We start from the raw sequence: 24,773 nt of genomic DNA on the forward strand, positions 1-24,773 counted from the left end.
ATCTACTGGCGCTACAGTCTGCTTACCCTATTCGCGACTGAGGTTGTACCTAGACTTCTCCATCGCCAAACTTGGTAAGTGGCTCATCTGATTGCACATAAAAATGTATTTACAGCGCTTTTCACGTTTATGGAATACAAAATTGTATCGGCTTGCTTTTCAGCGCAATGATCGTCTGTAGTCTACTAACTTGAAAACTGCTGTAAGAATAGGAAAAATTTGGTTGTGCTGAGATATATATTACTATCCCCTTCATAATTCAGTCCGCGCAGGCGGACTTTGTTTGTATAGCCGTGACTTCCTTTTCAACAGGGCAAAAAGGGATTTTCTTTAGTCAACCGACGGTAAGGGGGGTTCTTCTTCCTTAACTCTGCGGATAGGAAGATTGGCAATTAACGCTGTTGCCCGTTGGTTACTCTCTAGGGTAAACTCCAAACCCTCTTGATCAATCTCCACATAACGAGACACTACTTCTAGGATTTCGGAACGCATCGACTCAATCATCTGGGGACTGAGATCGGCGCGATCGTGGGCAATAACCAGTTGTAGGCGGCGTTTTACTTCCGCTCGACTGTTACTGGCACTTGTCCAGGGAAAAAGTCGTTCTAGAAGTTCGCTAATCATGGGGTTTTGCATCCGTGGTGAGTGAGGAGTGGGGAGTGATGAGTTGGGTTAATTGAAAACTCAACACTCAAAATTTCAATACTTCAACTGCGGAACATGCGACGGATACGATTAATCAAGGTGTCATGTTCTGCCATCAAATCCAGGAAAGGAACTTTATCGCCTTCCAAACGCCGAGCAATATTGTGAATAGCAATACCGGGAAGCGTGAGATTTTCCGCTAGGGCTAAGGGTTCGCCCCGATTGCTAGAAACAATCACGCGCTCATCATCAGGAATCACGCCAATTAAGGGAATTGCTAGGATCTCTTGCACATCTTGAACAGACATCATTTGGTCAGCTTGCACCATAGCGGGTTTAAGGCGATTGACAATTAGGAAGATGCGCTTTATGCCTTGAGCTTCCAGTAAACCCACGACGCGATCGGCATCTCGCACGGCGGCAATTTCTGGCGTTGTCACGATTAACGCCTCCGACGCCGCAATGATCGCGTTACGGAATCCCATTTCGATTCCGGCTGGAGAGTCAACCAAGATGTACTCATACTTCTGAGATAGCACAGCGATGAGTTTTTTCATTTGCTCAGGGCTAACCGCTTCCTTGTTCCGGCTTTGGGCAGCCGGAAGCAGTACCAATCCCTCTTGGCGCTTGTCTTTAACCAACGCCTGTTCTAAGCGACATTGCCCTGCGAATACTTCAATGGCGGTATACACCACCCGATTTTCTAGCCCCAAGAGCAAATCTAAGTTTCTCAATCCAAAATCGGCGTCAACAAGTGCCACCTGACGACCTAATTTCGCGATCGCCGCGCCTAAATTCGCCGTAACCGTTGTTTTACCCACCCCTCCTTTGCCAGAGGTGATCACTATAATACGACTCATGAATTTAACAATAACTGGGTCTTAGCAAAATCAGCAGCTCTAGCAATACGAATACCTTGGGGTGTGACATACGCCACTTCTGGATAAAACTCAATCGGTGGCGTCTCCGGTGCCCTAGCCACAGCATCCGCAATTCGGAGTTGGGTGGGTTCCATTTTCAGAGCCATAATCCGACAGGAACGATTGCCATCAGCTCCCGCATGAGCTACCCCGCGTAGACGTCCCCAGATGAAGATGTCTCCGGCTGCAATCACTGTACCCCCCGGATTTAGGTCTCCCAGTATAACAATAGTACCAGGATGCCGAATTTCTACACCCGATCGCACGGTCATTTGTAAGTATAGAGGTTCGGTTAACTCCTGAGAGAGTTCAGGGGTTTGATGGAGTGAATACGTTGCTGATTGTTGCTCGACACTATACCCGGCTGTCGCCGCAGCAACGGCTGTTTGTCGTCGGCTGGTGTACACCCGTGAGATTCGCAGCCCAACATCGTTCAATACATCCGCGATCGCTTGCAACTTCAGTCCATCCAATAGTTGGTCACCTGCCATCAGATGTACCGTACCCGGCACTTGCCAGAAGCGATCGCTTCCATGACAGCGATGCTTAAACTGCTGCCACAGATCAGACCAACTGGCATCGGACATATCTTCCACTGAGGGCAAGATAAGCTGTAGCCCTTCCTCGGTCTGTTTCAGACGGACTTGAGACTGGCAATCCATTGCCATGTCGCTCTCAGCAACCGTTGACATCGATAATAGTTGGTCAGAATCTGAAGTCATGCAACCACAGGCGTTCTTATCGGCAAACAATCTAAATTAAACGACATCGTACCTTAAGCGCAAGTCTTGGTCGAGAATTTCTTCAAGGGTGTTCCTTCAACCTAGAACGTCCGACAAGTTCCCTGAGATGCTAATAAATAGTAATAATAAGAATTATTTGAATGGGGGGTTAGAGAGACTGGGCTAAACGCTAACCTCCAGAGTCAAACGTTTTCACCAGTTCTCTCAAGATATGAACATCTACCCCCTTATCAGGTCTGACCTCTGGAGAGTAGAGTGGTATGTTTAAGTCAGTGGTGGACTACTCACCTCTGGAACCGTTGAAGCTGGCGATTGTTCTACTTCATCCCTTGAAGATGTAGTGTTTTGTGTCAGACCCGCTGAAGTAGCATAAACATCGGTCAGAGAGCTAGCTAAGTATTGCGAACTCTTTTTTGTGCGTTGAGCTACCATTAACAGCAAGTAAATCGCGACCAAATAAACAGTTGCCAGAACAGGAATAATCAAAGGCATATCAGTGTAAATCATAGTATGAACGAACAGCAAAGTTATGTAAGATTCCATATTCCATAGAAGCTGAAGCAACGGTACTAGCTGACCAGGGAGCAATAAACCCTGACACCATGAACCCTAGGGAAGACTTCCCCAGCTTTTCAGTTGCTTCACTACTACTGACGGTGATGTGTACAAGCCTTTCCCCAACTCAGTTGGATGAAGCTTGACAGGTTTCCTACCGGAAAGCTCCTGCTTATGTAAAATAGAGGACGACACTTAGTTAAACTACCAAGCCGTCATCCAAAACCTTGAGGCTATCTCTGCCTACCTAACGGCACCTTAACCTACAGGTAAGGAAGCTAGTTGTCCCTACCATCTCGGAGTCAATCGGTCGATTAATCTTTTGAAATCCTTAATATTTAGCTTAACATAAGAGTTCCAGCAATTTCTAGGAATTTTCTTATCAACTTAATAAGTCGATACAATTCCAGGGAGTCCCCTCAGTCAGGTTATTGGTCAAACAGATTTCCCTACTTGGGACGCTTCGCTTAAAATTAAGGAAAGAATATGTAAACTTTCGTAACCTAATTTCTGAGTCGCCCAATCCATGACCTCAGTGACTTCCCTTTTTGCCCCTGTTGAAGCAGACCTCTATCTGCTGACCGAGAACTTAAAGAACCTAGTGGGTGCCCGTCACCCCATCCTCTATGCCGCAGCAGAACACCTATTTGGGGCTGGGGGCAAGCGGGTAAGACCAGCCATTGTCCTATTGATTGCGCGAGCGACGGTGCTGGATTCGGATATTACCCCCCGTCATCGACGTCTAGCGGAAATTACCGAAATGATTCATACCGCTTCTCTGGTTCACGATGATGTCGTGGATGAATCATCAGTCCGTCGTAATGTCCCCACGGTTAATAATATGTTCAATAACCGTGTTGCCGTACTAGCTGGAGATTTTTTGTTTGGTCAATCGGCTTGGTATCTGGCTAATCTCAACAACTTAGAGGTGGTCAAGTTACTCTCCCAAGTGATTAAGGATATGGCGGAGGGAGAAATTCAGCAGGGACTGACGCGATTTGAAGCGAGTACCACCATTGATACCTATCTAGAAAAGACCTACAAGAAAACAGCGTCCCTGATTGCCAACAGTTCCAAGTCAGCCGGACTGTTGAGTGGCGTCTCAGCCGAGGTAGCTGAAAATCTGTATCGCTATGGAAATCATCTAGGTTTAGCCTTCCAGATTGTTGATGATATCCTCGATTTCACTGCATCCACAGAGGTGTTGGGCAAACCGGCGGGTTCTGATTTGATTAGCGGAAATCTAACTGCCCCTGTCTTATATGCTATGGAAGAAAAACCCTACCTAGAGGTCTTGATTGAGCGAGAATTTGCCCAACCGGATGACATTAATCAAGCCTTGGCATTAGTGATGGAGAGTGGGGGTATTGAGCGATCACGTGAACTGGCGGCTTACCATGCTCGTCTCGCCTTAGAAAATCTGACGCCCTTGAAACCCTCGCCTGCTACGACAGCTTTAGTTGAGCTAACTGATTACGTCCTGAGTCGCATGTACTAATCAAAGGGAACAGGGAATGGAATATCCAATTGAAAAGCACATCAGCTTAATGCAGCATGAATTAATGCAGCATGAAGGATGAAGCATTAGAATATCCTGGTTCCCTCCTCCATCCTCCATCCTTCCTTTGTCCTCGGCATTCTTCATCCTTTGTCCTTGGCTAAGATGTGAATTCCGGTAAAACTCTTAAATTCCAGCTCCATCCAAAAATTGCTGAATCGCTTTATCTCGAAGTTGGCAGCTATCCGCCTTAACCATCGGAACCCGATCAGAATTCAAATCGCGCCAATTTTGCACAGGTGTCGATGACGGCTTTTCGCTTAACTCTGCCAACTTTTGTTCCAGGTTTTCAATCCGATCCACTAATGATCGAATCACAGTGGCTTCGGAATCTGGCAAACTACCGTGTTCTAGGGGATTAACGCGCACTCCAGAACGATAAACGATGCGACCAGGAATACCGACAACTGTACAGTCAGACGGAACATCTCGCAAAACGACTGAACCTGCACCAATGCGAACATTGTTACCGATTTGAATGTTACCGAGAACCTTGGCACCCGCACCAACGACAACATTTTCTCCTAAGGTGGGATGGCGTTTGCCACATTCTTTCCCTGTACCCCCTAGGGTGACGCCTTGATAAATCAGACAGTAATCACCCACAATTGCCGTCTCACCAATGACAACACCCATACCATGATCAATAAAGACACCTTGACCAATTTGGGCGCCGGGATGGATTTCAATACCTGTCAAGCTGCGAGAAAACTGAGAAATAAAGCGAGGGATGAATGGAATCCCAATATTATGTAACCAATGGCAGAGGCGGTGAAACAGGAGTGCCTGTAGACCGGGGTAGCATAATAAAACCTCGAGCCAGTTGCGAGCAGCGGGATCGCGCTCAAAGATGATGCGGAAGTCAGCTAAAAACGTAGATAGCACAAGCGAGTTAAGACAAACAAACGTAAACAACTCCTTGACTATCTTATCGTTCTTGGCTACTCTCGCACAGTCAGGGTATAGTTCCAGGCTTGATTGGGATTGATGGTTCCCACCCAAATTTTATACTCTCCTGCCTCAACGTTTGAGCGGGTTACACTAGCGTCTTTGCTTGCGCCCGTATCATCACCGCACAAGGCAAAGCCATTGGGTCCAGTAATCAATAATGTGGTGTCTTGACCGCCACTATCAACAGCAATCTGGAGCTGATTAAAATCTGCTTCTAAGTCTATGATGTGATCGGGAGTTTCTTCTGCATAACCCAAACAAGGATTATTTTCGCGATCGCGGTTCACTAGCGACGGCAATGAAAATGAACCCCCTGTCGTACCTATCGCCGCTCCCTCCTCTGAGGAAAATCCGGGTGATAAGGTTAACGTGCCAAAATTGGCTGACTGGGATAAAACGGGTGTAGCCGTTAGCGCTATCACCATGGCTATTAATACTTGAGAACCCCTTTGCTGTAACATACCTTAACTCTCCTGGAAACACTGATGGTGAACTTCTTTCCCTATCCCCCTTGAGTACCAGTTGATCAGACTGTCTACTCTTGTTCTATCTGATTTCCCGCTTATATATAGTTGAAGAGGTGACACCTTGGCATCTGCCACACTCGTTTGGCTCTGGAGGTACTGTGCCTTTAATTATCTTGATTTCGCTGCTGCTGATTATGAGTTGGCTATTTTCAGAGGTTCTCGTCTTGTTTCCGGTGGATATCTTAAATGCATTGAAACCGTTCACCTCATTAACCCTGATTGTTGCCTTACTCGTTTTTTTGTGGTGCTTTGGCGAGTAAGATAATGGTAATGCCACTCTGCCTATAAATTAGGAACGCCAGTCTTGGCAAATAGAGGTTGGGTTTTGTCCATTCCACCCATAAGCAAACTTTTGATTGACTGAAGGAGAATTTCACCAATGTTTCTTGATGAACTCACCCCTATCGTTAAAGAATTGTTCCAACAGCCTGTAGCATTCTTAGGCGGGTTTTGTTCAGGAGTGTTTCGACTCAATCTTTCAGATGACCCTGTTAAAAGTTGGCTCGATCAGCAAACGGGTTCCACCAGCTATACGACGACTCCGACAGGAAGTGACAATGGCAGGACGAACGGACCTCAATCTATCTCGATTGAATAGAACTCCGAGGGCGTAAGGACTAGGTTATAACGGGGGTAGCCAACTCGGATTTGGTATTATAAATACCTGGACATAAATTCTGTTCGCTGTACTAAGAAACGTTAACGACCCTCACATCCATTGCCTGTTGCCTGTGACACACCGAGCGAAGTCGAGGTGTTGCCCAATCTCAACCGTTAACTTTAATTTTTTCCGACGACGTAGCGGTTAAGCCGCGATCGCGTTCTGTCCAGGATGTAAGCTAGATAACCGACTAGAAAACCATTTCTAGGTTATCATTGACGATATCTGTAAGTTCAGTTCTACCTTTGGTGAGATTTTTGGTTGGGCAGCTACATTCCTAGTTGATCACCCTGGAAACTAACCACGGATTATCAGACAAGACTTTAAGCTATTTGCATTTTCGAGTTTTCGTCTGTGGCTCTGAACTTTAGCCTTTCGTTCAGCCTTATCGATTTCAAATGACCATTTACATCGGAAACCTGTCTTACCAAGCCACCGAAGACGACTTAAAAACAGTATTTGCTGATTATGGCACTGTCAAGCGAGTCGTATTACCCACAGATCGGGAAACAGGTCGAGTTCGAGGCTTTGCTTTTGTCGAGATGACAGACGAAGCTCACGAAGAATCTGCTATTTCCCAACTAGACGGTGCTGAGTGGATGGGACGCCAGCTCAGAGTTAATAAAGCCCGACCCCGGGAGAATAATCGTGGTGGATCTCGCCGCAATACCGCTAATAATGCGTGGTAACGCTAAAGCGAACCCGATTTAACGCTCTTTGAACCAGAAAAAATTTTACGCAGTAAGGGACATAAAGCCTGATTTTGCCTTGTGTCCCTTTTCTCGTATTTGCCGCTACAACGTTAGGACTCTAACGTTCATTAATCTCCTAGACAAATTCCTAAACCTCTGGCGGTTTTCACCAGAGTCCCTTGGGAATCCACCGCTTTATACTGACCGATCGCGTCTAAAATCGGGACGCTGACAACCTGTCGATTTTGCCAGGTCACCATCTTATCGTAGTCCTGATCCGCAATTAAATCCACTGCCGCGACACCAAACGCCGAGGCGGTGAGACGATCTAAGGGTGAGGGAGTTCCACCACGCTGGGTATGTCCTAACACCGTGACTCGTGTTTCTGCACCACTTAAGGCGCTAATGCGTTCGGCTAAATAATGACCAACTCCACCATAGCGACATTCGCCAAAACTGAGGATATTCTGCACCACTTCCCCGGATTCCGTGCGAACCGCTTCGGAGACAATTGCCACACTATAGTTTTTGCCCTGCTGTTTGCGCTGTTGGATTTGCTGGCAGATTCGTTCTAGAGTATAAGGGATTTCCGGAATTAGAATAATATCAGCACCGCCTGCAATTCCCGCACTAATCGCAATATGACCCGCATCGCGCCCCATAACTTCCAGGATCATCACCCGATCATGGCTAGCGGCAGTAAACTGTAAACGGTCTAGGGCTTCTGTGGCAATATTTACCGCTGTATCAAATCCGATGGAACGCTCGGTAATCCCGACATCATTATCAATGGTTTTGGGAATCCCCACCAAATTCATTCCCCCTTGTTCAGCGAGTTTACGCAGAATCGCTAAACTGCCATCACCACCAATCCCAATTAGGGCATCAAGTCCTAACTGATTGTACCCTTCGGCAATTTCCGCCGAGCGATCGCGTACTGTACCATCAGACATGGGAAATGCAAATGGGTTGCCTTTATTGGTGGTTCCCAGAATTGTTCCCGCCAAGGTTAGCGCCGCATCCACTTGCTTGGGTTCTAGGCGAGTCGCTTGGGGGGGACGCTGCATCAACCCTTGGGTGGCGCGATAAATGCCCCAAACCTCCCAATTGTACGTTCCCACCGCTCGGTGAACCACTGCTCGAATCACCGCATTTAACCCCGCACAATCCCCACCACTAGTGAGAATACCAATCCGTTTGTGTTCTGCCATACTGTTTATAGTTTGGTTACCTCAGCCTGTTCATCCTCAATACTACAAGCTGAAACAACAGAGGAAGCCTATAGAGAATGACATTCTCCTACACTAACCCTATAGGTACAGTGTAGGCTTCCTTATTAGAGGTGACTCTTTCATGGCGGTGATTAGCTCAAGAAACCACTGTAAGCGGGGGAGTGTCAAGCTAAAATCAGCTTACCCGGAAGGAGTGCCAGATGGATGTTTAAGTAAGTCTTTTAGACGTTTGAGATTTAAGTAGTTTTGTGTAAGCAATAGGGATCACAAGGGGCCAAAATAAAGCCGCAATAACCAATGTAATCCAGGAGAGGACTTTTTCTTGCTCAGATAAATTCCTCATGTCATCAGCCAACTCAAACCAAGTCATAAACAAATGAGTTCCGATTGTTACGTAAATAATGCCTATACAGTAAATCATTAGTATTGAGTTCTTGCTTTAACTAAACTACCCGTCTCTGTTGATTAATTCAGACAAGTTAATTGATCAAATTTAAATTTAAATACTCTGAAGCTGATTAGACATCCGTAAATATACGTAAATCCCCTGCGCTAATTAGCGTACAGGGGATACGACAGTGCGATCGCTTAACTGGGGGATTGATACTCGCCGGATTTGCCACCCCTCTTACTCAACAGGCGGATGGATTCAATTTGAATGGATTTCTCCAAGGCTTTTGCCATATCGTACAGCGTCAGGGCGGCAACGGAAACGGCAGTTAAAGCTTCCATTTCCACTCCTGTTTCAGCTTTTGTTGTCACCGACGCCTGAATCTGATAACCCGGTAATTGAGCATCCGGTTGGATGTGTACCTCGACTTGGTGTAGGGGTAAAGGATGACACAAAGGAATCAAGTTTGCTGTCTGCTTGGCTGCCATGATTCCAGCCAGTCGGGCGGTGGCTAAAACATCTCCTTTTGGTGCATTACCTGTCTCAATCGCCTGGAATGTCGCCGTTTGCATCCGTACTTGAGCTGCTGCGACAGCTTGGCGACGGGTAGCGGGTTTGCTGGAAACATCGACCATTTGGGCTTGACCCTGAGAGTTTAGATGGCTGAGAGATGATTTTTTGGCAAAGTCTTGCGTCATTGGATAAAGATGTGATATTGTAAGTAATCGGTGAGTCAATCACAGCTAGGGCTTGTAGCTCAGTGGACTAGAGCACGTGGCTACGGACCACGGTGTCGGGGGTTCGAATCCCTCCTAGCCCGTTCAATTGTTTATGATTATTTGAGTTAGTCGGGGGAATTCACAACGTTCCCCCTATTTTTAATAGAGCATCCAGTACTTTAGACTCGGATGAGAAAAATACACACTCACCATACCACTGGTGACAATGATCGCCATGGCTGATGGTATCACAGGAACCCAAACTCCTTGGAGAAAGATTACATAAGAGCAGCCATAGAGAACACTCAGCATTCCGGCGACTGCCAAGCCCAGCAAGAGAGGGGAACGGAAACGCCAACTGACTAGACCCGCCACCAGAGACCAAGCCCCAAGCCAAAGATATTCAGCCCACTGAGGCCACCATACCAACAGAGGTCGCCCATTTTTAACCGCACTGATAATTTGACTGGTCATTTGGGCTTGCAGAAATACCCCAGCCGCCTCAGGTCGCCTGCTTTGATTGTAAGGAGTTGCATGAATATCGTGAAAGGTTTTATCAACAGTTCCAATGAAAACGATACGGTCTTTGACCAACTCAGGTGTTAATATATTCTCCTCCAGTACCTCTTTTAACGTATAGGTACGCGCAATCGATTCTACTGAACCTCTAGCCCGATAATTCAGTAACATTTGATAGCCCCCGGCATCGATATTCTGATACCCTCCACTATTGTTTTTAAGAGTCGGGAAAACAACCTGACCAATCTGCAAGTCATTATTTGAAGTCAATTGGGCTATAAAGCCCTCCTCTTCTAAGTAACGCAAAGCCATGACTAAACTCAAAGAGTTACTGATTTGACATTCAGATTGCTCAGGAGGTGCTAAACCCAGAAGATGACGACGCACAACGCCATCTGGGTCTAACATGACATCACTAAACCCAACTCGTTCGGGTAAAGAGTCTGGAGGAATATCGGGAGGAGGCGGAATTCCCGGATTATCGGTTGTGTCTCCCACCTTACAGACGGTTATTAAACGATTGTCTTGCCGTAAACGATTCGCTAAATCTCGATACTGAGGTTCTACCGGAAAATCGCGATAGAGGTCTAAACCAATGACTCGCGGTTGGTATTGAGCTAATTTTTCCAGGAGTTGAGCCAGTTTAGTATTTGATAACGATAACCCTTGCCGTTGGGCAGAGGATTGAGCTTGAACATCACCCCCTGTAATGGTAATCATCAGCAGGCGTGGGTCAGGACTTTCCTGTTGAGGACGGATTTGCATAAAGTGGTCAAACGCCTTCAGTTCCAAAGGCTGTAGCATACCTGTCAAACTGACACCAATTGCCATGCTTGCACCGGTCAGACTGGCCAACAGTTGCAGCCCACGAGATTTCCAAGATTTGGGTTTTTTACGGGATCGTTGCTTTTTATTCAGGTATAGCAGTTCAAAAATCGGTGCTTTGCCAATACCCTTTAAATAGTGATTGCCACGGGAGACAATGGTTAAGTTTGTAAGTCCAGCATCGTCAATCAAGTCTGTTGTCACTTCCGACAGCAGAATTTGTCCCCCATGGGCGAGTGAGGACACCCGAGCCGCGTAGTCAACTTCCTCGCCAATAAAATCATCACCGTCGGGTAAGGGACTCCCGGTGTGCATGCCAATTCTGACTTGTAAGGGACCCAAGGGGGTGTCAATGGGTTCACAGGTGTGACTAATTTGCAGCGCCACCGCCCACTGAGCCGCTTGAGACGCATTGGCGAAAACCACAAAGTAAGCGTCCCCTTCGGTCTTAACCACACGCCCTCCGTAAGCCACTAAATTCGCTTCAACACGCTGGCGATGGGGTTTGAGAATCGTGTCAAAGTAGAGACGATTGCGGGTAGTGATGTCATTTCCCTTTAAATATTTTTTGACCGCTGTGGAATTAACCAGGTCTGTGAACACCATGGTTACCACATGGTCAGATACGACAACTTGTTTATCGATTACGGGTTGCATCACAGATCAATCATTCGCTGTTGGGAAGGTAAGCACTAGACGAACCCTGACTGGCTTAACTTACTGTTTACATTACAGTTATCAAGAATTTGAAAATGAGACAGGAGTATTAAGTTAAGTAATGATGAAGACTTTGTAAATGGACAATGAAGACTTTGTAAAGTTTATATACAAGTCCGGCAAATGTTTAAATTGAACCCTGATTGCCGCTTGTCTGGCTTATAATGGTCTGTCTATTGCGCCCCAAAGACAGATTCAAGTTGGTAAAAAATTATTGATGGCAAGATATAGCGTGTCTAAATCAGTTTTGAAATAATAATCTTTGCTGGGCATATTTGTCAGCCTTGTTTTTTTACTCATCCTTTACTTTAGGTTGGCTAGATAACTGTATAATGGACTACACTAAAAGAAGCGTGTCGGTTTTTACCATTTGCTGACTCCACTATTCCATGGCATCTTTTCAAAGGCAAAATCCGCTTATAGATAATAGCAGATATCAAGAAGAGTTTCAAAAAGATAAATAAAAGTAATGAAAATTGGGTGAAGAGAATTAATCGATGGTTTTTAGGTAACGTTGTGTTTAAGGTTATCTTAGGAGACGACAATATTTTTTGCTGCCAGAAAAATATAAATTAACAATGTAGAGTTTTATAACTAAAATGAGAAATAGTTTGCCATAAGTAGGTCGGTGGAAATAAACCGAACTATGTTAAGCTCTGTGAATGTTACTCAAATCCTTACAAAGTGTGCGTTGAGCCGTCAACCCATCAAGAGTCTAGGCAGTCTTTTTTGGACTGGCTAACTGGAAAGGAATCACCGTCCTTGTAGGGCGGTGAGGATGTCAACAGGCTCATCGTTCATCGTCCAAGGCAACTACAGAGTAAGAACCCATGAACTATGAACCATGAACCCTAGACAAAAACCTCAATCCCGGATTTGCACAGGCATAATCAGGTAGGTCATTTTTAAGCCACCCAGAGGTGTGAGAATCACTGGAGTATTCGCCGCATTCATTTGTAGCTGAATATCTGACGTAGCTGACGTAGACAGCGCCTTTAAGCCATCGATTAAGTATTTCACATTAAAGGCAATCTCGATACTTTCACCCGTAACTTGTGCTGATAGGGACTCTCTCGCACTGCCAACATCTTGAGTTTCCACGGTCAGATCAATGGTTTGCGCCTGGGCATCAATATCAAACTTGACGATATTATTCTTCTGATCAGCCAAGACTGCAATCCGCTCAACCGCACTCAGTAATTGACGCCGAGGAATAGCCACCTGGCGCTGAAACTGACCGGGGATGAGTTGGCGGTAAGCGGGATATTGTCCCTCTAACGTCCGACTGGTCAAGCGATGATTACCCCCTTGGAAGATAATTTGACCCACCTCAAACTGTAAGGCGACGGTATCGCTTGATTCCGAGAGTCCTAACATCCGTTCAAGTTCCCTTAAGGTTCTAGCGGGTACGGTTAGCTCAAAGGAAGATATGGTATCTTCAGAGGCTGGTTTCTCCTCATTCTCCTCATCCTCTTGGCTTTCCTCACTGGTTGGTTTAGCGTTAAGAGTTTCCACAACCGCTAGTCGGTGACCATCAGTCGCGGCAAATTCCAGACTATCTTCTTGAACCATCAGATGCACCCCGGTTAGCACCTGTTTCGTTTCATCTGCACTGGTGGCAAATAATGATCCGCGCAATCCTTCAACTAAGGCTTCAACCGGGAGTTTAACCACCATTCCATCTTCGATGTGGGGGAGTTCGGGAAAGTCCTCTGAGTTCATTCCTCGCATTTTGTATTGTCCCGATGTCGAGGTTAAGGTGATTGATTGGCTTTCGGCGTCCGCATCACTCTCTGCTTCGGAGAGGAAGTCTTCGAGAGTAATGTCTCCCTCTGGCAAACGGGAAACAATGTCATTGAACAGTTTAGCCGGAATCGCGATCGCGCCATCCGCTTCGACGTTGGCGTTGAAACTGGTTTGCAGACCTAGACTCAAGTCGAAGGCGGTTAAACTTACTCGCTGATTCTCAGCATCGGCTTCGAGTAACACATTACCCAGTACCGGATGGGTGGGACGTGAGGGAACCGCCCGACTCACCAGAGAAAGATTGGTATTGAGTTCACTTTGGGTACAAGTTAGTTTCATAGAAGGAATCGTCAATGTTTGGCACAGCTAGAATTCTCGTCAAGGAGAGTCAGGGAGATTTGAGTGGGACTCTACATGAGGCACAATCGTGGTTCTCTCATCTATCCAGAGGCAACTCTAGCATGGAATTCAGACCTTGGGGAAACTGTGGAAAAACTAGACTCAGATGATTGCCAATTCCTGAATTCTTCGTGTTTTAGGAATGGAGTCCTTGTGGAAAAGGTTGTGGAAAATTGCGGAATTTTTTCCACCGTGTATTTATACTCATCCCATACCCAATACTTCTCGGATAAGCTCTAATTCAATTTTTTCTCTCCCAAGGGCGGGTCAAAATGTTATCTGTCTAACCCGCCCCTACACCCTACACTCTACCTGCACAGTTTCCTGTTCCCCGTTCCCTGTTCCCTTTAAGCTTGGCTTTGAGTTTGACTTGCCAAATTAATGCGATCGCTCAATTGACTCAGTTTCTGTGCCACGCTGGGATCACGTTCTCGTAATTGGTTAATTTTGTCGCAGCTATACATCACTGTGGTATGATCCTTGCCGCCAAATTCTTCACCAATTCGGGGTAAGCTCAAGTCAGTATGCTGCCGCATCAGATACATGGCAATTTGTCTAGACCAACTAATTTCTCGGCGGCGTGAGTTTCCTTTTAAGTCCTCCAGCGAAACGTTAAAGGCGTCGGCGACGGTGGTTAAAATGATTTCCGGTGCTGCTTGTGCAGTTGGGGTTTGTGGATTCAAAATCGGTGCAATGTTCTCGACACTCATCGGGACTCCCGAAATCGAGATGTAGGCGACGACGCGAATTAATGCCCCCTCGAGTTCGCGGATATTGGATTTATATTGAGTGGCAATATACTCAACCACCGATCGCGGCAACCGGATGTTTTCATACTCTGCCTTTTTTTGCAAAATTGCCATCCGGGTTTCCAAGTCAGGCGGCTGAATATCGGCGATTAACCCCATAGAAAAGCGAGAACACAGCCGTTCCTGCAAGCGGCTAATCTGATGCGGTGGGCGATCGGATGCCAATACGATTTGTTTCCCGGCTTCGTGTAAGGTATTGAACGTATGAAAAAATTCTTCCTGAGTATATTCTTTTCCTTCGATAAACTGAATATCATCAATCAACAGCACCTCAGCCGCTCGATAGTGTTCCCGGAAACTTTGCATACTATCTTTGCGGATGGCGGCAATCAGATCATTGGTAAAGTGTTCAGTAGACACATAAAATATTTTAGAGTTAGGAGAATTCTCCAACCGGAAATGCGCGATCGCTTGCATCAGGTGAGTTTTTCCCAAACCGACGCCCCCACACAAAAACAGGGGATTAAACTCCCGTCCTGGTGATTCGGCTACAGCCAAAGCCGCCGCATGAGCCATGCGATTATTTGAACCCACCACGAAGCGAGAAAACACGTACTTCTGATTTAACTCTGTGGGTTTAGGGAGTTGATGGGATGGACGTTCGGTATCGGGGTTACTCGCCACCGGAACCGACCAGGAAATGCCTGTATCGCTAATTGTCGCATTGTCGTTGTTAGTACTCACGGTGAGGTAAATGTCCACAGGTTGTCCGAGAATCTCCTGCACCACATCCGTGATTGTTTTGATGTAATACTTTTGCAACCAATTTCTGGCAAAGGGATTGGGGGTACAAACCACTAAGCAATTCTGGTCGAGCTGCTGAGCAGTTGTTCCCTTGAGCCAGGTTTCAAACGTGGGTCGGCTGAGTTGGAGTTGTAAACGCTCCAATACCTTTATCCAGAGCTGTTCGGGGGACATTTCCACGGGCATTCCTCTATTGTCGGTAATTGTTGCTTGTTCTCCTCATTCGAGCTATGAGCAAGATATTCCGGCACACGTCTATCTATAGATATAGCGATTTAGCATTGAGTAAAATACAACAATAAATAGCAACTGTCCAGTTTAATTGCACCCCATTATGACCCAATCCCTAGAAATCGCTCAGTTAGGCAACCCTATCTTACGCCAGCTAGCTCAACCCATCGATAATGTTCAAGATGAATCGATACAAAAGCTGATTGAGGCTCTCAAGGCAAAGGCTGTAGCTGCTAACGGGGTAGGAATCGCTGCTCCCCAAGTTTCTCAATCCTGCCGTTTGTTTATCGTAGCGTCTCGTCCCAATCCCCGCTATCCGAATGCCCCCACCATGGAACCGACAGCGATGATCAATCCGCAGATTGTGGCTCACTCAGATGAGGTGGTCAAAGGCTGGGAAGGTTGCTTAAGTATTCCTGGTATTCGCTCTTTAGTGCCGAGGTATCAGGCGATTGAGGTAGAGTACACCAATCAACAGGGTAAGCCGCAGCGACAACAGTTAACCGATTTTGTGGCAAGAATTGTTCAGCATGAATATGATCATCTCAATGGTCTTGTGTTTCTAGACCGGGTGGAGAGTACCCAAGATTTAATCACAGAGCAAGAGTATAAACGGCGGATTGATGAACAAACCTAGCAGCCAAGGCTTGAGTCATTGCAAAATAGAAGCAGTTCTATCGTGCTTGTTCCCTAGATCATGCCTACTGTACTCGCGGATACTCAAAATTTAATTGCAGACCTGATCGCTCGCTATCGCTCTCGCGTGGATTACTTAGCGATTCGCTTAGAAGAATCTGAAGGAACCAGCATTATCGTGCGGGGCAATAAGGTAGAAACCTTGAGTGAGGGGCTTGCTATTGGCGGACAGGTACGAGCCTGTTATAAGGGCGGTTGGGGCTTTGCCAGTTTCAATCAACTATCCAGCCTGAAGGATCGACTGGAAGAAGCAATCAGCGCCGCCCGAATTGTCGGGGATGGAGAAACTCTACTTGCGCCGATTCCGATTGTGCAAGATACTCGCCAACTCCCCCTAACTGGGACTGATCCCCGGATGATTCCTCTAACTGAGAAGAAAGCCCTGTGCGATCGCTACAACCAATTGCTCAAACGTTTTGATCCCCGGATTACAACCACCTCTGTCCGCTACGGGGATAGCCATCAACGGATCATTATCGCCACCTCCGAAGGCACGCTGATTGAGCAATCTTGGGCAGATCTAGAAATGCGTTTCTCGGCTACCGCTCGTAAGGATGAGATTGTGCAGACGGGACGAGAAACCACCGGATCTCGCAATGGTTACGAAGATCTTACTGATCTGGACATGCAAGTGCAGGGTGCGGCGCAACGGGCGGTTAATGCTTTGTCTTTGTCACCCGTTCGGGGAGGGGTTTACACGGTGGTTATTGATCCCATTCTCTCCGGTTTATTTGTTCATGAAGCCTTCGGGCATCTTTCAGAAGCGGATATGGCGTATGAAAACCCGGATCTGTTGGAAGTCATGAGCAAAGGGCGTCGCTTTGGTCCACCAGATTTGCAAATCTTCGACGGTGCTGCCCCAGAGGGACATCGCGGTAGCTATTGCTACGATGATGAAGGAACACCAGCCACCACGACTCAACTGATTAAAGATGGCATTTTAGTGGGGCGTCTGCATTCTCGTGAAACAGCAGGTAAGTTAGGCGAAGCTCCCAGCGGCAACGCCCGTTGTTTAAACTACCACTATCCACCTATTGTCCGCATGACCAATACTTGGATTGAACCGGGCAAAACCCCAGTTAAGGATTTAGTCCGAGGGATTCGCGAAGGGGTTTATGCCCGCAACTGGTTAGGGGGTATGACGAATGGGGAGATGTTCACCTTTAGCGCGGGTGAAGCTTGGATGATTCGCGAGGGACAGATTGCCGAACCCGTGCGGGATGTTACTCTATCCGGTAATGTGTTTAAAACCTTAGGCGACATCGAAGCGATCGGTAATGACTTCTACTGGGATGAATCAGGCGGTTGTGGAAAAGGCGGACAAAGTGGCTTACCCGTAGGGTGTGGCGGTCCTTCTTTACGGATTCGCAATGTTGTCGTGGGAGGTAGTCAGTAGCATTGTTTCAGTCACTTGCCTGTTGTCCGTTGTTCTTTGTCCTGAGCAATACACAACAGGCAACGGACAGGTGATATACTGGGGGCGCTATTCGCGATAAATGTGTAATCCTTGATAGGCGGATCAGGTGAACCATTTAACTACGGCTCAAGAAGAGCAACTGAAAAATATAGGAACCTATTTACGACACTGTAGAGAAGAGCAGGAGAAATCGATTGAGGAAATTGCTCTCAAAACTTTTATCTCCTTACGCTCTTTGAAAGCGCTAGAAGCTGGACGGTGTGAGGAGTTACCTGAACCTGTCTTTGTGCAAGGGTTTATTCGGCGGTATGCCGAAACACTGAATTTAGACAGCACAACGTTACTCGAAAGCTTTGCCACCGAGGTGGTATCGCAACCCTCTGAGTCTCCTGACTCTCAAGCCGAAATTTCTGAGTCCACCCCGATTTCGCGATCGCGTCAACCGGATCGGCTCTACCGTCAACCTTTTCTGCTCTACATTGGTATTGGTGGAATTGTCGCGATCGGTGGATTGGTATATCTGCTTACCCAAGTCCTCAAACCCCAACCCTCTACACCTGCTCAAGAGTCTCCGACAATTGAGCAACAGCTTAATCCAAACGAACCCGCTGTCACCTCAACGCCTGCGCCGACTGTTTCTGATCCCAATTTCCCGGTTCAAATTACTGTAGAAATGAAAGGGGAATCCTGGGTGCGGGTTAGTGTTGATGGTAAAACGGAGTTTGAGGGAATTTTAACGGAGGACGATTCTCCCAAAAGTTGGAACGCTAAAAATGAATTAACGATCCGATCCGGAAATGCGGGGGCGGTATGGGTATCGTTGAATCAAAAAACCGCGAAACCATTGGGAGAGATGGGTGAAGTCCAAGATGTAACCTTTACTCCCACACAGGATTGGTAATTAGTTTGTCATTCGTCATTTGTCATTTGTCATTTGTCATATCATGCCCGGTTGAATACCCATAATTACGGTGATGGGGAGTAGGGGCTTGGTAACCAAGTCCCTACATTTTTAGTAGGGGTGATCAGTCCGGACATCATATCATTAGTTATTAGTTCTAGTTCTCATCAAAGCCCGATCAACTTGTTGAAGTAAAGAGTCGTGAGTGGAGGAGTTATCTAAAACCACATCAGCACGCGCCACTTTTTCGGCGAGGGGAAGCTGACTATCCAGACGAGATTGAGCTTGTTCAACCGAGAGGCGATCGCGTTCCTGAATTCGCTGGATTTGTTGGTCTTGGGGACAACTGACAACCCAGATTTCAGTCACTAAGTCTGTCATATTGGCTTCAAATAATAAGGGTATCACGACAACCACAGTCGGAGACTCGCTTGTATTGAGTTGAGACTCAATGCGATCGCGCACATAAGGATGGATCTGTTGTTCTAACCACTGGCGTTCCTTTGGGTTCGGGAAAACGATCTCCCCTAAGCGTTTGCGGTTCAGTGTGCCATCGGCTAATTGTACATCAGAACCGTAGCGGGTAATAATCCGGTTCAAAACCGGGGAACCAGGCTGCACGGCGTCTCTGGCGTAGATATCTGCATCTAAAATCGGAAGCTGATAGGTATCGGCAAGATAATTAGAAACCGTGGTTTTGCCTGTGCCAATCCCTCCGGTTAAGCCAATAATCCGTTTCAAGATTGATTCAGTCAAGGTTAAAGTACGCTATCACAATAAGTATAAGTTGCAGCCGGAAAGGACGCCAGAATGCTTACCCAAGTACCAGTTACTGATATTATTCGCAAACAACGGGATTTTTTCGCCACAGGCAAAACTAAAGATGTCAAGTGGCGCATGGAACAGCTAAAACGCCTCAAACAAGCTGTTGTTGATGATCAAGAGGCGATTATCAAGGCGGTTCAAGCTGATTTAGGGCGCCCGGAGTTTGAAGCCTATTTTGAAATCGCGGCGATTGGGGAAATTAATTACGCTATCAAGCACCTCAAATCCTGGGTTAAACCGAAAAAGGTGGCGGTTGGATTAGAACAATTCCCCGCATCGGGGAAGATTTACCCTGAACCCTTGGGTGTGGTGCTGATTATCTCCCCTTGGAATTATCCCTTCCAGCTATTGATTTCTCCCTTAGTTGGCGCGATCGCGGCGGGAAACTGTGCGGTTCTCAAACCCTCAGAAATTTCCCCCCATACCTCAACCGCGATCGCAAACCTAATCCAGAAAACCTTTGACCCGGCTTATATCGCAGTAGTTGAAGGAGATGCTGATACCAGTAAAGCACTTCTAGCCGAAAAATTCGACCACATCTTTTTTACCGGGGGTACTGCGATCGGCAAAATCGTCATGGAAGCCGCCGCGAAACATCTGACACCTGTGACGTTAGAGTTGGGCGGTAAAAGTCCCTGTATTGTCGATGCAGATACGGATCTCAAAGACACGGCGAAACGGATTACTTGGGGTAAATACCTGAATGCGGGACAAACCTGTATCGCCCCAGATTATCTGTTAGTTGATCGGCGAATTAAGTCCGAGCTATTGACAGAAGTGCAAAAATGTGTTCAAGACTTTTATGGTCAGGAGCCGGAGAAAAGTCCGGACTATGCCCGAATTATAAGTCATCGACATTTTGAGCGGCTGGTTCCTCTGTTGAAGGACGGGGAGATTGTTATTGGCGGACAAACTCGACCAGAAGATAAGTATATCGCACCAACGGTGATTGATGGGGTTTCCTGGGATTCACTGATCATGGAAGAAGAAATTTTTGGTCCGATTCTGCCTGTGCTAGAGTATAGCGACTTGAATGATGCGATCGCGCAGATTAATGCTCGACCTAAACCCTTAGCCCTCTACCTATTTTCCAAAGATAAACAGAAACAGCAACAAGTTTTGCAGCAAACCTCATCCGGTGGTGTCTGTATCAATGACACGGTAATGCAAGTTGGAGTGACAACTTTACCCTTTGGTGGTGTTGGGGATAGTGGAATGGGCAACTATCACGGTAAAGCTAGTTTTGATACCTTTTCTCACTTTAAGAGTGTATTGAAAAAAGGATTTTGGTTCGATTTAAATTGGCGGTATCCACCTTATGACGGCAAATTGTCATTGTTTAAGCGAATTATTAGTTAGGTGGAACAGGTGTGACAAACCCCTTTCCGTATCAACGTAAGCTGAAAAATCCCCAATACCTTGAGAAAAACCCCTCCCTAACCCCCCCGCTTGGTAAGGGGAGGGAATAAGGGAGCAGAGAACAGTAAAAAATGTATTAAATTGGCGTAAGTTCGTATTATAATTGACGAACCGTATCAACGGCATGAATAATCATTTTTGGGGTAGCGCTACGCTGAAAAAGTTATTATGTTCACGCAAACAAAAGCTATAGCATCTATCGGTTTATGGGCTAGCGGGTTCTCGCTAATCATGGGTAGTGCTTCGGCACAAACTGCGGCTATTGTGGTTAATACCAACGCCGATGATATCAATGCTGGCGATAGCAATTGTACGCTGCGCGAAGCGATTAATAATGCCAATACGAATAGGGATACCACAAATGGCGATTGTCGGACAGGTTCTCCCTATCCTATTATTGATGCGATCGCGTTTAATATTCAATCGACTCAACCCAGCATTATTCCTAATTCGCCATTACCAACTATAACGGAAGCGGTGGTTATTGATGGCACATCCCAACCCGGTTTCCAAACTACCGCAACCCATTCCTTAATCTGTCCTAATCCAATAGGCGTTCCGCTTCCAGCCCAAACTATAACAATTAGTCGTCCTGTGATTGAGTTAAATGGTGCGGCGGCGGGTAAAGTCAGTGGTATTACGATTGATGCGGATCAGGTTGTGATCCGAGGACTGGTTATTAATCAGTTTCAACGCGCTGGTATCGAAATCTTAAATAACTCTAGCCAAATTATTATTAATAGCAATTATATTGGTACAGATATCACTGGTACAGTCGCCCTGGGTAATAACCGAGGTGTTGTGATTAAAGCTGGGAACACGACAAATCCTAATAATACTATCATTAAAAACAATGTCATTTCCGGGAATACATTCTTAGGCGTTCTCGTCAACGGCGATGCCAATGCCGATCAGCAAGGCAATACTATTGTTAATAATTTTATTGGCACAGATTACACAGGTAAAAATGTATTAGGGAATACCACGGAAAAACGCGGTCATGGTGTAGTGATTGGGCATGGCAATTTTGCCGCTTTAGATTCCCGCTATCCTGCCCAAAATCATACCATTAGAGGCAACGTCATTGCTGGAAGCTATACGACAAATCTCTGGGTTTCTAATTATGCCAGCAATAATTTAATTGAATGTAATTATATTGGTACGGATTTTACCGGAACCGTCGCTTTAGGCAATTGTATTGATGGTTTGCTGATTGGTGGAACACGATCTGATGCACCGTCACGCCTGAACAAAATACGCCATAATTTAATTTCCGGAAATGCTCGCTGCCAAGGAAATTCAGAAGCTAATCTAACCCTGCAATGGGGAGCAATTGAAAATACCATTGAAAATAATTTAATTGGCACAGATATTACAGGAACAATGGCATTAAGTCCCATCTTAAGTACGGATGGTATTGGCATCAAAAAGCCCGCCAACCAAATTCGCAATAATGTTATCGGTGGGCATCGTCGCCACGGAATTCATATCTACCGAGGATTTGGTACACAACCCTGGGATAACCGGATTGAAAACAATTATATTGGGATCAATCCCAGTGGCATCACTATCGCCAATGGCGGTGATGGAATTGCCATATTTTCTAATATTTATACTCCTGATACTGTGTTACCGCTGATGAATGTTTTAATTCGGGGAACGCGGATCACGGGGAATGCGATCGCGAATAATGGTCATAATGGAATTCGGTTAGAAGCCAGGGGTGATGAAGCAGGGTTTAATGCCTCTATTACTAACACCCAAATTTTAAATAACACCATTCACGATAACGGAGCCAATGGTATTCAAATTACGACTATGGAAACCGTTCCTGGGGGAATAGCGGAGACAATTAATAATTTAATTCAGACAAATCGTCTGTTTAATAATCAAGGTTTGGGCATTAGTTTAAGTCCAAGTCGCTCAACATCCCATGATGCCTTTTTGAATGGTGAGATAGGGCATCGTTTATCCGCTTCTGTCCCCATTGAGAACGATGCATTAGATTTAGACTCTGGCTCAAATAAGTTGCAAAATTATCCCACTCTTTTAAGCGCAGAGGTAAAAAACAATAACATTGAAATTCAAGGAATACTGGTTAGCACTCCTCATACCCAATTCACGTTGGAATTTTTCGTCAATAGAAGTGCTGATCCATCCGACTATGGTGAAGGCGAAGTTCCTTTAGGTTCAGTATCTGTAACGACAGATAACCGTGGAGAAGCTGGATTCACTGCCGTTTTACCTGCTACTGTTTTGGGACAATCGATAACCGCAACGGCGACTGACTCCAGCGGTAACACATCCGAATTTTCTCGCCATATTCAACTAAAGTTTTCTATTGAATAGAAATAAGAGGACTGCAAGCCGTGGAACACACACCATCTCAGCTTTCTGAGGGTAAAGGTTCCGTCTTGGAAGACGTTAAACCATGCCCTCGAACGAAGTGAAGGGTCTGCCTCCCTGTGACGGAAGAATCTCCCGCCTTTTAACCGGGAGAGTATCAATATCCTAGTGCAGAAATCTCATCGACCACCTTCATCCGCCCTCGGCGAAATGCGCGGAGTAATCGTTCTAGGGAGTCTCTCTCTTCATCAGTTAATGATTCTTCTAGCAATGCTGCCATTAATCCGTATCGGTCAGCGAGCGTAATTTTACCAGAACTGCTAGCTTGAGCGAATAAATCAGATAGCGCACCAGGTATAAGTCTCACTGAAATTTTCATCGTTGCATTGAATCAACACTTTTATCCAATATGAACCATCCTAACCATTTGAGGGATATGGGTCAGACCCCACACCCCAGCGGAGGGGTGGGAGCTGGGGGAGCTGGGGAAGATGAAGACACTCATGTAGAAACTTACCCTGGTATATCTGTGTGTAGGGGCGGGTTTAGGGACTAATATTGATGGTTTTCCTTAGCTTGGCTGTAAAACCCGCCCTGACCAAATGACGTAGCTTGCTTCTCAAGGATAGCGAGTATGACATAAGACAAATGACAACAATGATTGCGATACCATCCAAGTGTAGTCATCATCACACTTATCACTATGGAGCCAGAGTCTCTTCCGGCAGAGCTAATCCTGACGCAATCGCGTCAGAGTCTGGGTAATATCCGATTAGATTGGACTCCCCAACCGGGTAATTATCTTGACTATAACGGTCAAACCTACGCTGTTTTAGAGCGTCGCCATCGCTATCTTCTAAAATCTGGGCGTTACCGCTTGCACAAAATTGCCTTGTATGTCCAATCGGCTCCGCGCCCAACGGAGAAAAGTTTGGTTGATGGGCGCTGGGTGCTGGGCGATGCGAGTTGTGAATATAATGCAAATTCTGAACTTGTGCGTTGTGCGGTTAATCCAGAGGGTCCTTGTCAGTCTTGCCGTTACTACGAACCTATCCAATCCAACCTGACTGACTCTGAAATTCCCTATCGAAAAAGTCGCCAAAGCTAGATTGTACAACTCCCGCCGCGATCTTCACGTCCGCGAAGTGTGGCGGGAGAAGGTAGAGACGTTCCGCCGAAACGTCTTTGATTGTAGGAACTGATTTTCCGGCTATTTTAAGCTTGATTGCTCGAATCGATAAAAAATGGGGGAGTGGGTAGATCATTGGCGATCGCCAATACCTGAAGCGCAACTTTAACTTTGACCATATTAGCGTCGTTTTCAGCGCCTCCTTCTGGTGGATTCTTCAGAAACTCTTTGAGTACATTAGCCGCCTCTACGCCAGCTTCATGTAGAGCATCATCAAATTCTCGCTCTGCTGCCATGACGTTCTCCTCGAATTTGGTCTGATGCTTTCATTGTAGAAGGCGATCGCTTGAGCGAATAGGTTTCATGCGTCAACTGGGTAAGGGCGCAAGCCTTGCGCCCCTACCTACATTGATCAGCTACAATCTCACCTGCTCCCAGACGTGCTATGGCACATCT

At 46.2% G+C, this 24,773-nt stretch carries 24 protein-coding genes and 1 tRNA gene; 11 read left to right on the forward strand and 14 right to left on the reverse strand.

Translation table 11 applies throughout. From position 1 onward, the window contains the following. Window positions 1-330 precede the first annotated feature (330 nt). The 4 genes from minE to RID53_RS05190 all read right to left on the reverse strand — a co-directional run bounded on the left by minE (window position 331) and on the right by RID53_RS05190 (window position 2,815). Entirely contained in the window at window positions 331-624 is a 294-nt protein-coding gene (minE, locus tag RID53_RS05175; RefSeq protein WP_006103004.1) for a cell division topological specificity factor MinE, read from the reverse strand. 83 nt (window positions 625-707) lie between these two features. Beyond that, on the reverse strand, window positions 708-1,505 hold the full coding sequence (gene minD / locus RID53_RS05180; protein ID WP_044208809.1) for a septum site-determining protein MinD: 798 nt from the start codon (window positions 1,503-1,505) through the stop codon (window positions 708-710). After that, window positions 1,502-2,287, reverse strand: a complete 786-nt coding sequence (gene minC / locus RID53_RS05185) for a septum site-determining protein MinC (protein WP_446387108.1) — start codon at window positions 2,285-2,287, stop codon at window positions 1,502-1,504. The genes minD and minC overlap by 4 nt, the downstream gene beginning before the upstream one ends. A 285-nt stretch (window positions 2,288-2,572) precedes the next feature. Then, window positions 2,573-2,815 (reverse strand): hypothetical protein, encoded by a 243-nt coding sequence (locus RID53_RS05190; RefSeq protein WP_446387109.1) that lies wholly within the window; start codon window positions 2,813-2,815, stop codon window positions 2,573-2,575. A 574-nt stretch (window positions 2,816-3,389) separates the two neighbouring features. Here RID53_RS05190 and sds point away from each other — a divergent pair. Continuing rightward, the gene (sds, locus tag RID53_RS05195) at window positions 3,390-4,361 is read left to right on the forward strand and encodes a solanesyl diphosphate synthase (RefSeq protein ID WP_446387110.1); all 972 of its coding nucleotides are present in this window, start codon (window positions 3,390-3,392) and stop codon (window positions 4,359-4,361) included. Between the two features lie 186 nt (window positions 4,362-4,547). Here sds and cysE read toward each other — a convergent pair whose 3' ends face one another. Together cysE and RID53_RS05205 are read right to left on the reverse strand one after the other, a co-directional pair. Next, on the reverse strand, window positions 4,548-5,306 hold the full coding sequence (cysE, locus tag RID53_RS05200) for a serine O-acetyltransferase (protein WP_446387111.1): 759 nt from the start codon (window positions 5,304-5,306) through the stop codon (window positions 4,548-4,550). 56 nt (window positions 5,307-5,362) lie between these two features. After that, entirely contained in the window at window positions 5,363-5,833 is a 471-nt protein-coding gene (locus RID53_RS05205) for a hypothetical protein (protein ID WP_446387112.1), read from the reverse strand. Window positions 5,834-5,913: 80 nt separating this feature from the next. Between RID53_RS05205 and RID53_RS05210 the strand changes: the two genes are divergently transcribed. From RID53_RS05210 to RID53_RS05220, 3 genes are all read left to right on the forward strand, one after another. Further along, a complete protein-coding gene (locus RID53_RS05210; RefSeq protein WP_446387113.1) occupies window positions 5,914-6,159 on the forward strand; it encodes a hypothetical protein in 246 nt (81 codons plus the stop codon). Between the two features lie 119 nt (window positions 6,160-6,278). Continuing rightward, entirely contained in the window at window positions 6,279-6,497 is a 219-nt protein-coding gene (locus RID53_RS05215) for a hypothetical protein (RefSeq protein WP_446373445.1), read from the forward strand. A gap of 461 nt (window positions 6,498-6,958) precedes the next feature. Continuing rightward, window positions 6,959-7,249 carry an RNA recognition motif domain-containing protein gene (locus RID53_RS05220; RefSeq protein WP_446387114.1) on the forward strand — a complete coding sequence of 97 codons (291 nt, stop codon included), beginning with the start codon at window positions 6,959-6,961 and terminating at the stop codon, window positions 7,247-7,249. Between the two features lie 131 nt (window positions 7,250-7,380). Here the strand turns inward: RID53_RS05220 and RID53_RS05225 are convergent, their stop codons facing one another. Together RID53_RS05225 and moaC are read right to left on the reverse strand one after the other, a co-directional pair. Beyond that, a complete protein-coding gene (locus RID53_RS05225; protein WP_446387115.1) occupies window positions 7,381-8,463 on the reverse strand; it encodes an ATP-dependent 6-phosphofructokinase in 1,083 nt (360 codons plus the stop codon). A 609-nt stretch (window positions 8,464-9,072) separates the two neighbouring features. Next, window positions 9,073-9,573, reverse strand: a complete 501-nt coding sequence (moaC, locus tag RID53_RS05230; RefSeq protein ID WP_446387116.1) for a cyclic pyranopterin monophosphate synthase MoaC — start codon at window positions 9,571-9,573, stop codon at window positions 9,073-9,075. Between the two features lie 48 nt (window positions 9,574-9,621). Here moaC and RID53_RS05235 point away from each other — a divergent pair. Continuing rightward, window positions 9,622-9,695: transfer RNA gene (locus RID53_RS05235), tRNA-Arg, on the forward strand. Between the two features lie 58 nt (window positions 9,696-9,753). On the opposite strand, the gene RID53_RS05240 is transcribed toward RID53_RS05235, so the two are convergent. The 3 genes from RID53_RS05240 to dnaA form a co-directional block, all read right to left on the reverse strand. Then, window positions 9,754-11,595 carry a CHASE2 domain-containing protein gene (locus RID53_RS05240; RefSeq protein WP_446387117.1) on the reverse strand — a complete coding sequence of 614 codons (1,842 nt, stop codon included), beginning with the start codon at window positions 11,593-11,595 and terminating at the stop codon, window positions 9,754-9,756. A 924-nt stretch (window positions 11,596-12,519) separates the two neighbouring features. Then, window positions 12,520-13,740 (reverse strand): DNA polymerase III subunit beta, encoded by a 1,221-nt coding sequence (gene dnaN / locus RID53_RS05245; RefSeq protein ID WP_446387118.1) that lies wholly within the window; start codon window positions 13,738-13,740, stop codon window positions 12,520-12,522. 407 nt (window positions 13,741-14,147) lie between these two features. After that, complete coding sequence (gene dnaA / locus RID53_RS05250; protein ID WP_446387142.1) at window positions 14,148-15,533, reverse strand: chromosomal replication initiator protein DnaA; 1,386 nt, start codon at window positions 15,531-15,533, stop codon at window positions 14,148-14,150. A 154-nt stretch (window positions 15,534-15,687) separates the two neighbouring features. Here dnaA and def point away from each other — a divergent pair, with 154 nt between their 5' ends. The 3 genes from def to RID53_RS05265 all read left to right on the forward strand — a co-directional run bounded on the left by def (window position 15,688) and on the right by RID53_RS05265 (window position 18,598). Next, the gene (gene def / locus RID53_RS05255; protein WP_446387119.1) at window positions 15,688-16,221 is read left to right on the forward strand and encodes a peptide deformylase; all 534 of its coding nucleotides are present in this window, start codon (window positions 15,688-15,690) and stop codon (window positions 16,219-16,221) included. Window positions 16,222-16,281: 60 nt separating this feature from the next. Then, the gene (locus RID53_RS05260) at window positions 16,282-17,676 is read left to right on the forward strand and encodes a TldD/PmbA family protein (protein ID WP_446387120.1); all 1,395 of its coding nucleotides are present in this window, start codon (window positions 16,282-16,284) and stop codon (window positions 17,674-17,676) included. A gap of 127 nt (window positions 17,677-17,803) precedes the next feature. Then, the gene (locus RID53_RS05265) at window positions 17,804-18,598 is read left to right on the forward strand and encodes a helix-turn-helix domain-containing protein (RefSeq protein ID WP_446387121.1); all 795 of its coding nucleotides are present in this window, start codon (window positions 17,804-17,806) and stop codon (window positions 18,596-18,598) included. 144 nt (window positions 18,599-18,742) lie between these two features. Here RID53_RS05265 and coaE read toward each other — a convergent pair whose 3' ends face one another. After that, the gene (gene coaE / locus RID53_RS05270) at window positions 18,743-19,342 is read right to left on the reverse strand and encodes a dephospho-CoA kinase (RefSeq protein ID WP_446387143.1); all 600 of its coding nucleotides are present in this window, start codon (window positions 19,340-19,342) and stop codon (window positions 18,743-18,745) included. 66 nt (window positions 19,343-19,408) lie between these two features. On the opposite strand from coaE, the gene RID53_RS05275 reads away from it, so the two are divergent. Both RID53_RS05275 and RID53_RS05280 read left to right on the forward strand, forming a co-directional pair. Next, window positions 19,409-20,782 (forward strand): aldehyde dehydrogenase, encoded by a 1,374-nt coding sequence (locus RID53_RS05275; protein WP_446387122.1) that lies wholly within the window; start codon window positions 19,409-19,411, stop codon window positions 20,780-20,782. 228 nt (window positions 20,783-21,010) lie between these two features. Continuing rightward, window positions 21,011-23,191, forward strand: coding sequence for a right-handed parallel beta-helix repeat-containing protein (locus RID53_RS05280; RefSeq protein ID WP_446387123.1), 2,181 nt, complete (start codon window positions 21,011-21,013; stop codon window positions 23,189-23,191). 154 nt (window positions 23,192-23,345) lie between these two features. On the opposite strand, the gene RID53_RS05285 is transcribed toward RID53_RS05280, so the two are convergent. Beyond that, window positions 23,346-23,567 (reverse strand): hypothetical protein, encoded by a 222-nt coding sequence (locus tag RID53_RS05285; RefSeq protein ID WP_446387124.1) that lies wholly within the window; start codon window positions 23,565-23,567, stop codon window positions 23,346-23,348. Window positions 23,568-23,891: 324 nt separating this feature from the next. Between RID53_RS05285 and RID53_RS05290 the strand changes: the two genes are divergently transcribed. Beyond that, on the forward strand, window positions 23,892-24,296 hold the full coding sequence (locus tag RID53_RS05290) for a DUF6464 family protein (protein WP_446380939.1): 405 nt from the start codon (window positions 23,892-23,894) through the stop codon (window positions 24,294-24,296). Window positions 24,297-24,403: 107 nt separating this feature from the next. On the opposite strand, the gene RID53_RS05295 is transcribed toward RID53_RS05290, so the two are convergent. Continuing rightward, window positions 24,404-24,613 (reverse strand): hypothetical protein, encoded by a 210-nt coding sequence (locus RID53_RS05295; protein ID WP_446387125.1) that lies wholly within the window; start codon window positions 24,611-24,613, stop codon window positions 24,404-24,406. Between the last annotated feature and the right edge of the window lie 160 nt (window positions 24,614-24,773).

Origin of the sequence: Coleofasciculus sp. B1-GNL1-01 (assembly GCF_040220235.1) — a bacterium.
GTDB lineage: Bacteria > Cyanobacteriota > Cyanobacteriia > Cyanobacteriales > Coleofasciculaceae > Coleofasciculus.

Bases quoted from the DNA above. Each gene is read 5' to 3' on its own strand.
- minE (WP_006103004.1), bottom strand. From the start codon at position 624: ATGATTAGCGAACTTCTAGAACGACTTTTTCCCTGGACAAGTGCCAGT.
- minD (WP_044208809.1), bottom strand. From the start codon at position 1,505: ATGAGTCGTATTATAGTGATCACCTCTGGCAAAGGAGGGGTGGGTAAA.
- minC (WP_446387108.1), bottom strand. From the start codon at position 2,287: ATGACTTCAGATTCTGACCAACTATTATCGATGTCAACGGTTGCTGAG.
- RID53_RS05190 (WP_446387109.1), bottom strand. From the start codon at position 2,815: ATGATTTACACTGATATGCCTTTGATTATTCCTGTTCTGGCAACTGTT.
- sds (WP_446387110.1), top strand. From the start codon at position 3,390: ATGACCTCAGTGACTTCCCTTTTTGCCCCTGTTGAAGCAGACCTCTAT.
- RID53_RS05205 (WP_446387112.1), bottom strand. From the start codon at position 5,833: ATGTTACAGCAAAGGGGTTCTCAAGTATTAATAGCCATGGTGATAGCG.
- RID53_RS05215 (WP_446373445.1), top strand. From the start codon at position 6,279: ATGTTTCTTGATGAACTCACCCCTATCGTTAAAGAATTGTTCCAACAG.
- RID53_RS05220 (WP_446387114.1), top strand. From the start codon at position 6,959: ATGACCATTTACATCGGAAACCTGTCTTACCAAGCCACCGAAGACGAC.
- RID53_RS05225 (WP_446387115.1), bottom strand. From the start codon at position 8,463: ATGGCAGAACACAAACGGATTGGTATTCTCACTAGTGGTGGGGATTGT.
- moaC (WP_446387116.1), bottom strand. From the start codon at position 9,573: ATGACGCAAGACTTTGCCAAAAAATCATCTCTCAGCCATCTAAACTCT.
- RID53_RS05240 (WP_446387117.1), bottom strand. From the start codon at position 11,595: ATGCAACCCGTAATCGATAAACAAGTTGTCGTATCTGACCATGTGGTA.
- dnaN (WP_446387118.1), bottom strand. From the start codon at position 13,740: ATGAAACTAACTTGTACCCAAAGTGAACTCAATACCAATCTTTCTCTG.
- def (WP_446387119.1), top strand. From the start codon at position 15,688: ATGACCCAATCCCTAGAAATCGCTCAGTTAGGCAACCCTATCTTACGC.
- RID53_RS05260 (WP_446387120.1), top strand. From the start codon at position 16,282: ATGCCTACTGTACTCGCGGATACTCAAAATTTAATTGCAGACCTGATC.
- RID53_RS05275 (WP_446387122.1), top strand. From the start codon at position 19,409: ATGCTTACCCAAGTACCAGTTACTGATATTATTCGCAAACAACGGGAT.
- RID53_RS05280 (WP_446387123.1), top strand. From the start codon at position 21,011: ATGTTCACGCAAACAAAAGCTATAGCATCTATCGGTTTATGGGCTAGC.
- RID53_RS05285 (WP_446387124.1), bottom strand. From the start codon at position 23,567: ATGAAAATTTCAGTGAGACTTATACCTGGTGCGCTATCTGATTTATTC.
- RID53_RS05290 (WP_446380939.1), top strand. From the start codon at position 23,892: ATGGAGCCAGAGTCTCTTCCGGCAGAGCTAATCCTGACGCAATCGCGT.
- RID53_RS05295 (WP_446387125.1), bottom strand. From the start codon at position 24,613: ATGGCAGCAGAGCGAGAATTTGATGATGCTCTACATGAAGCTGGCGTA.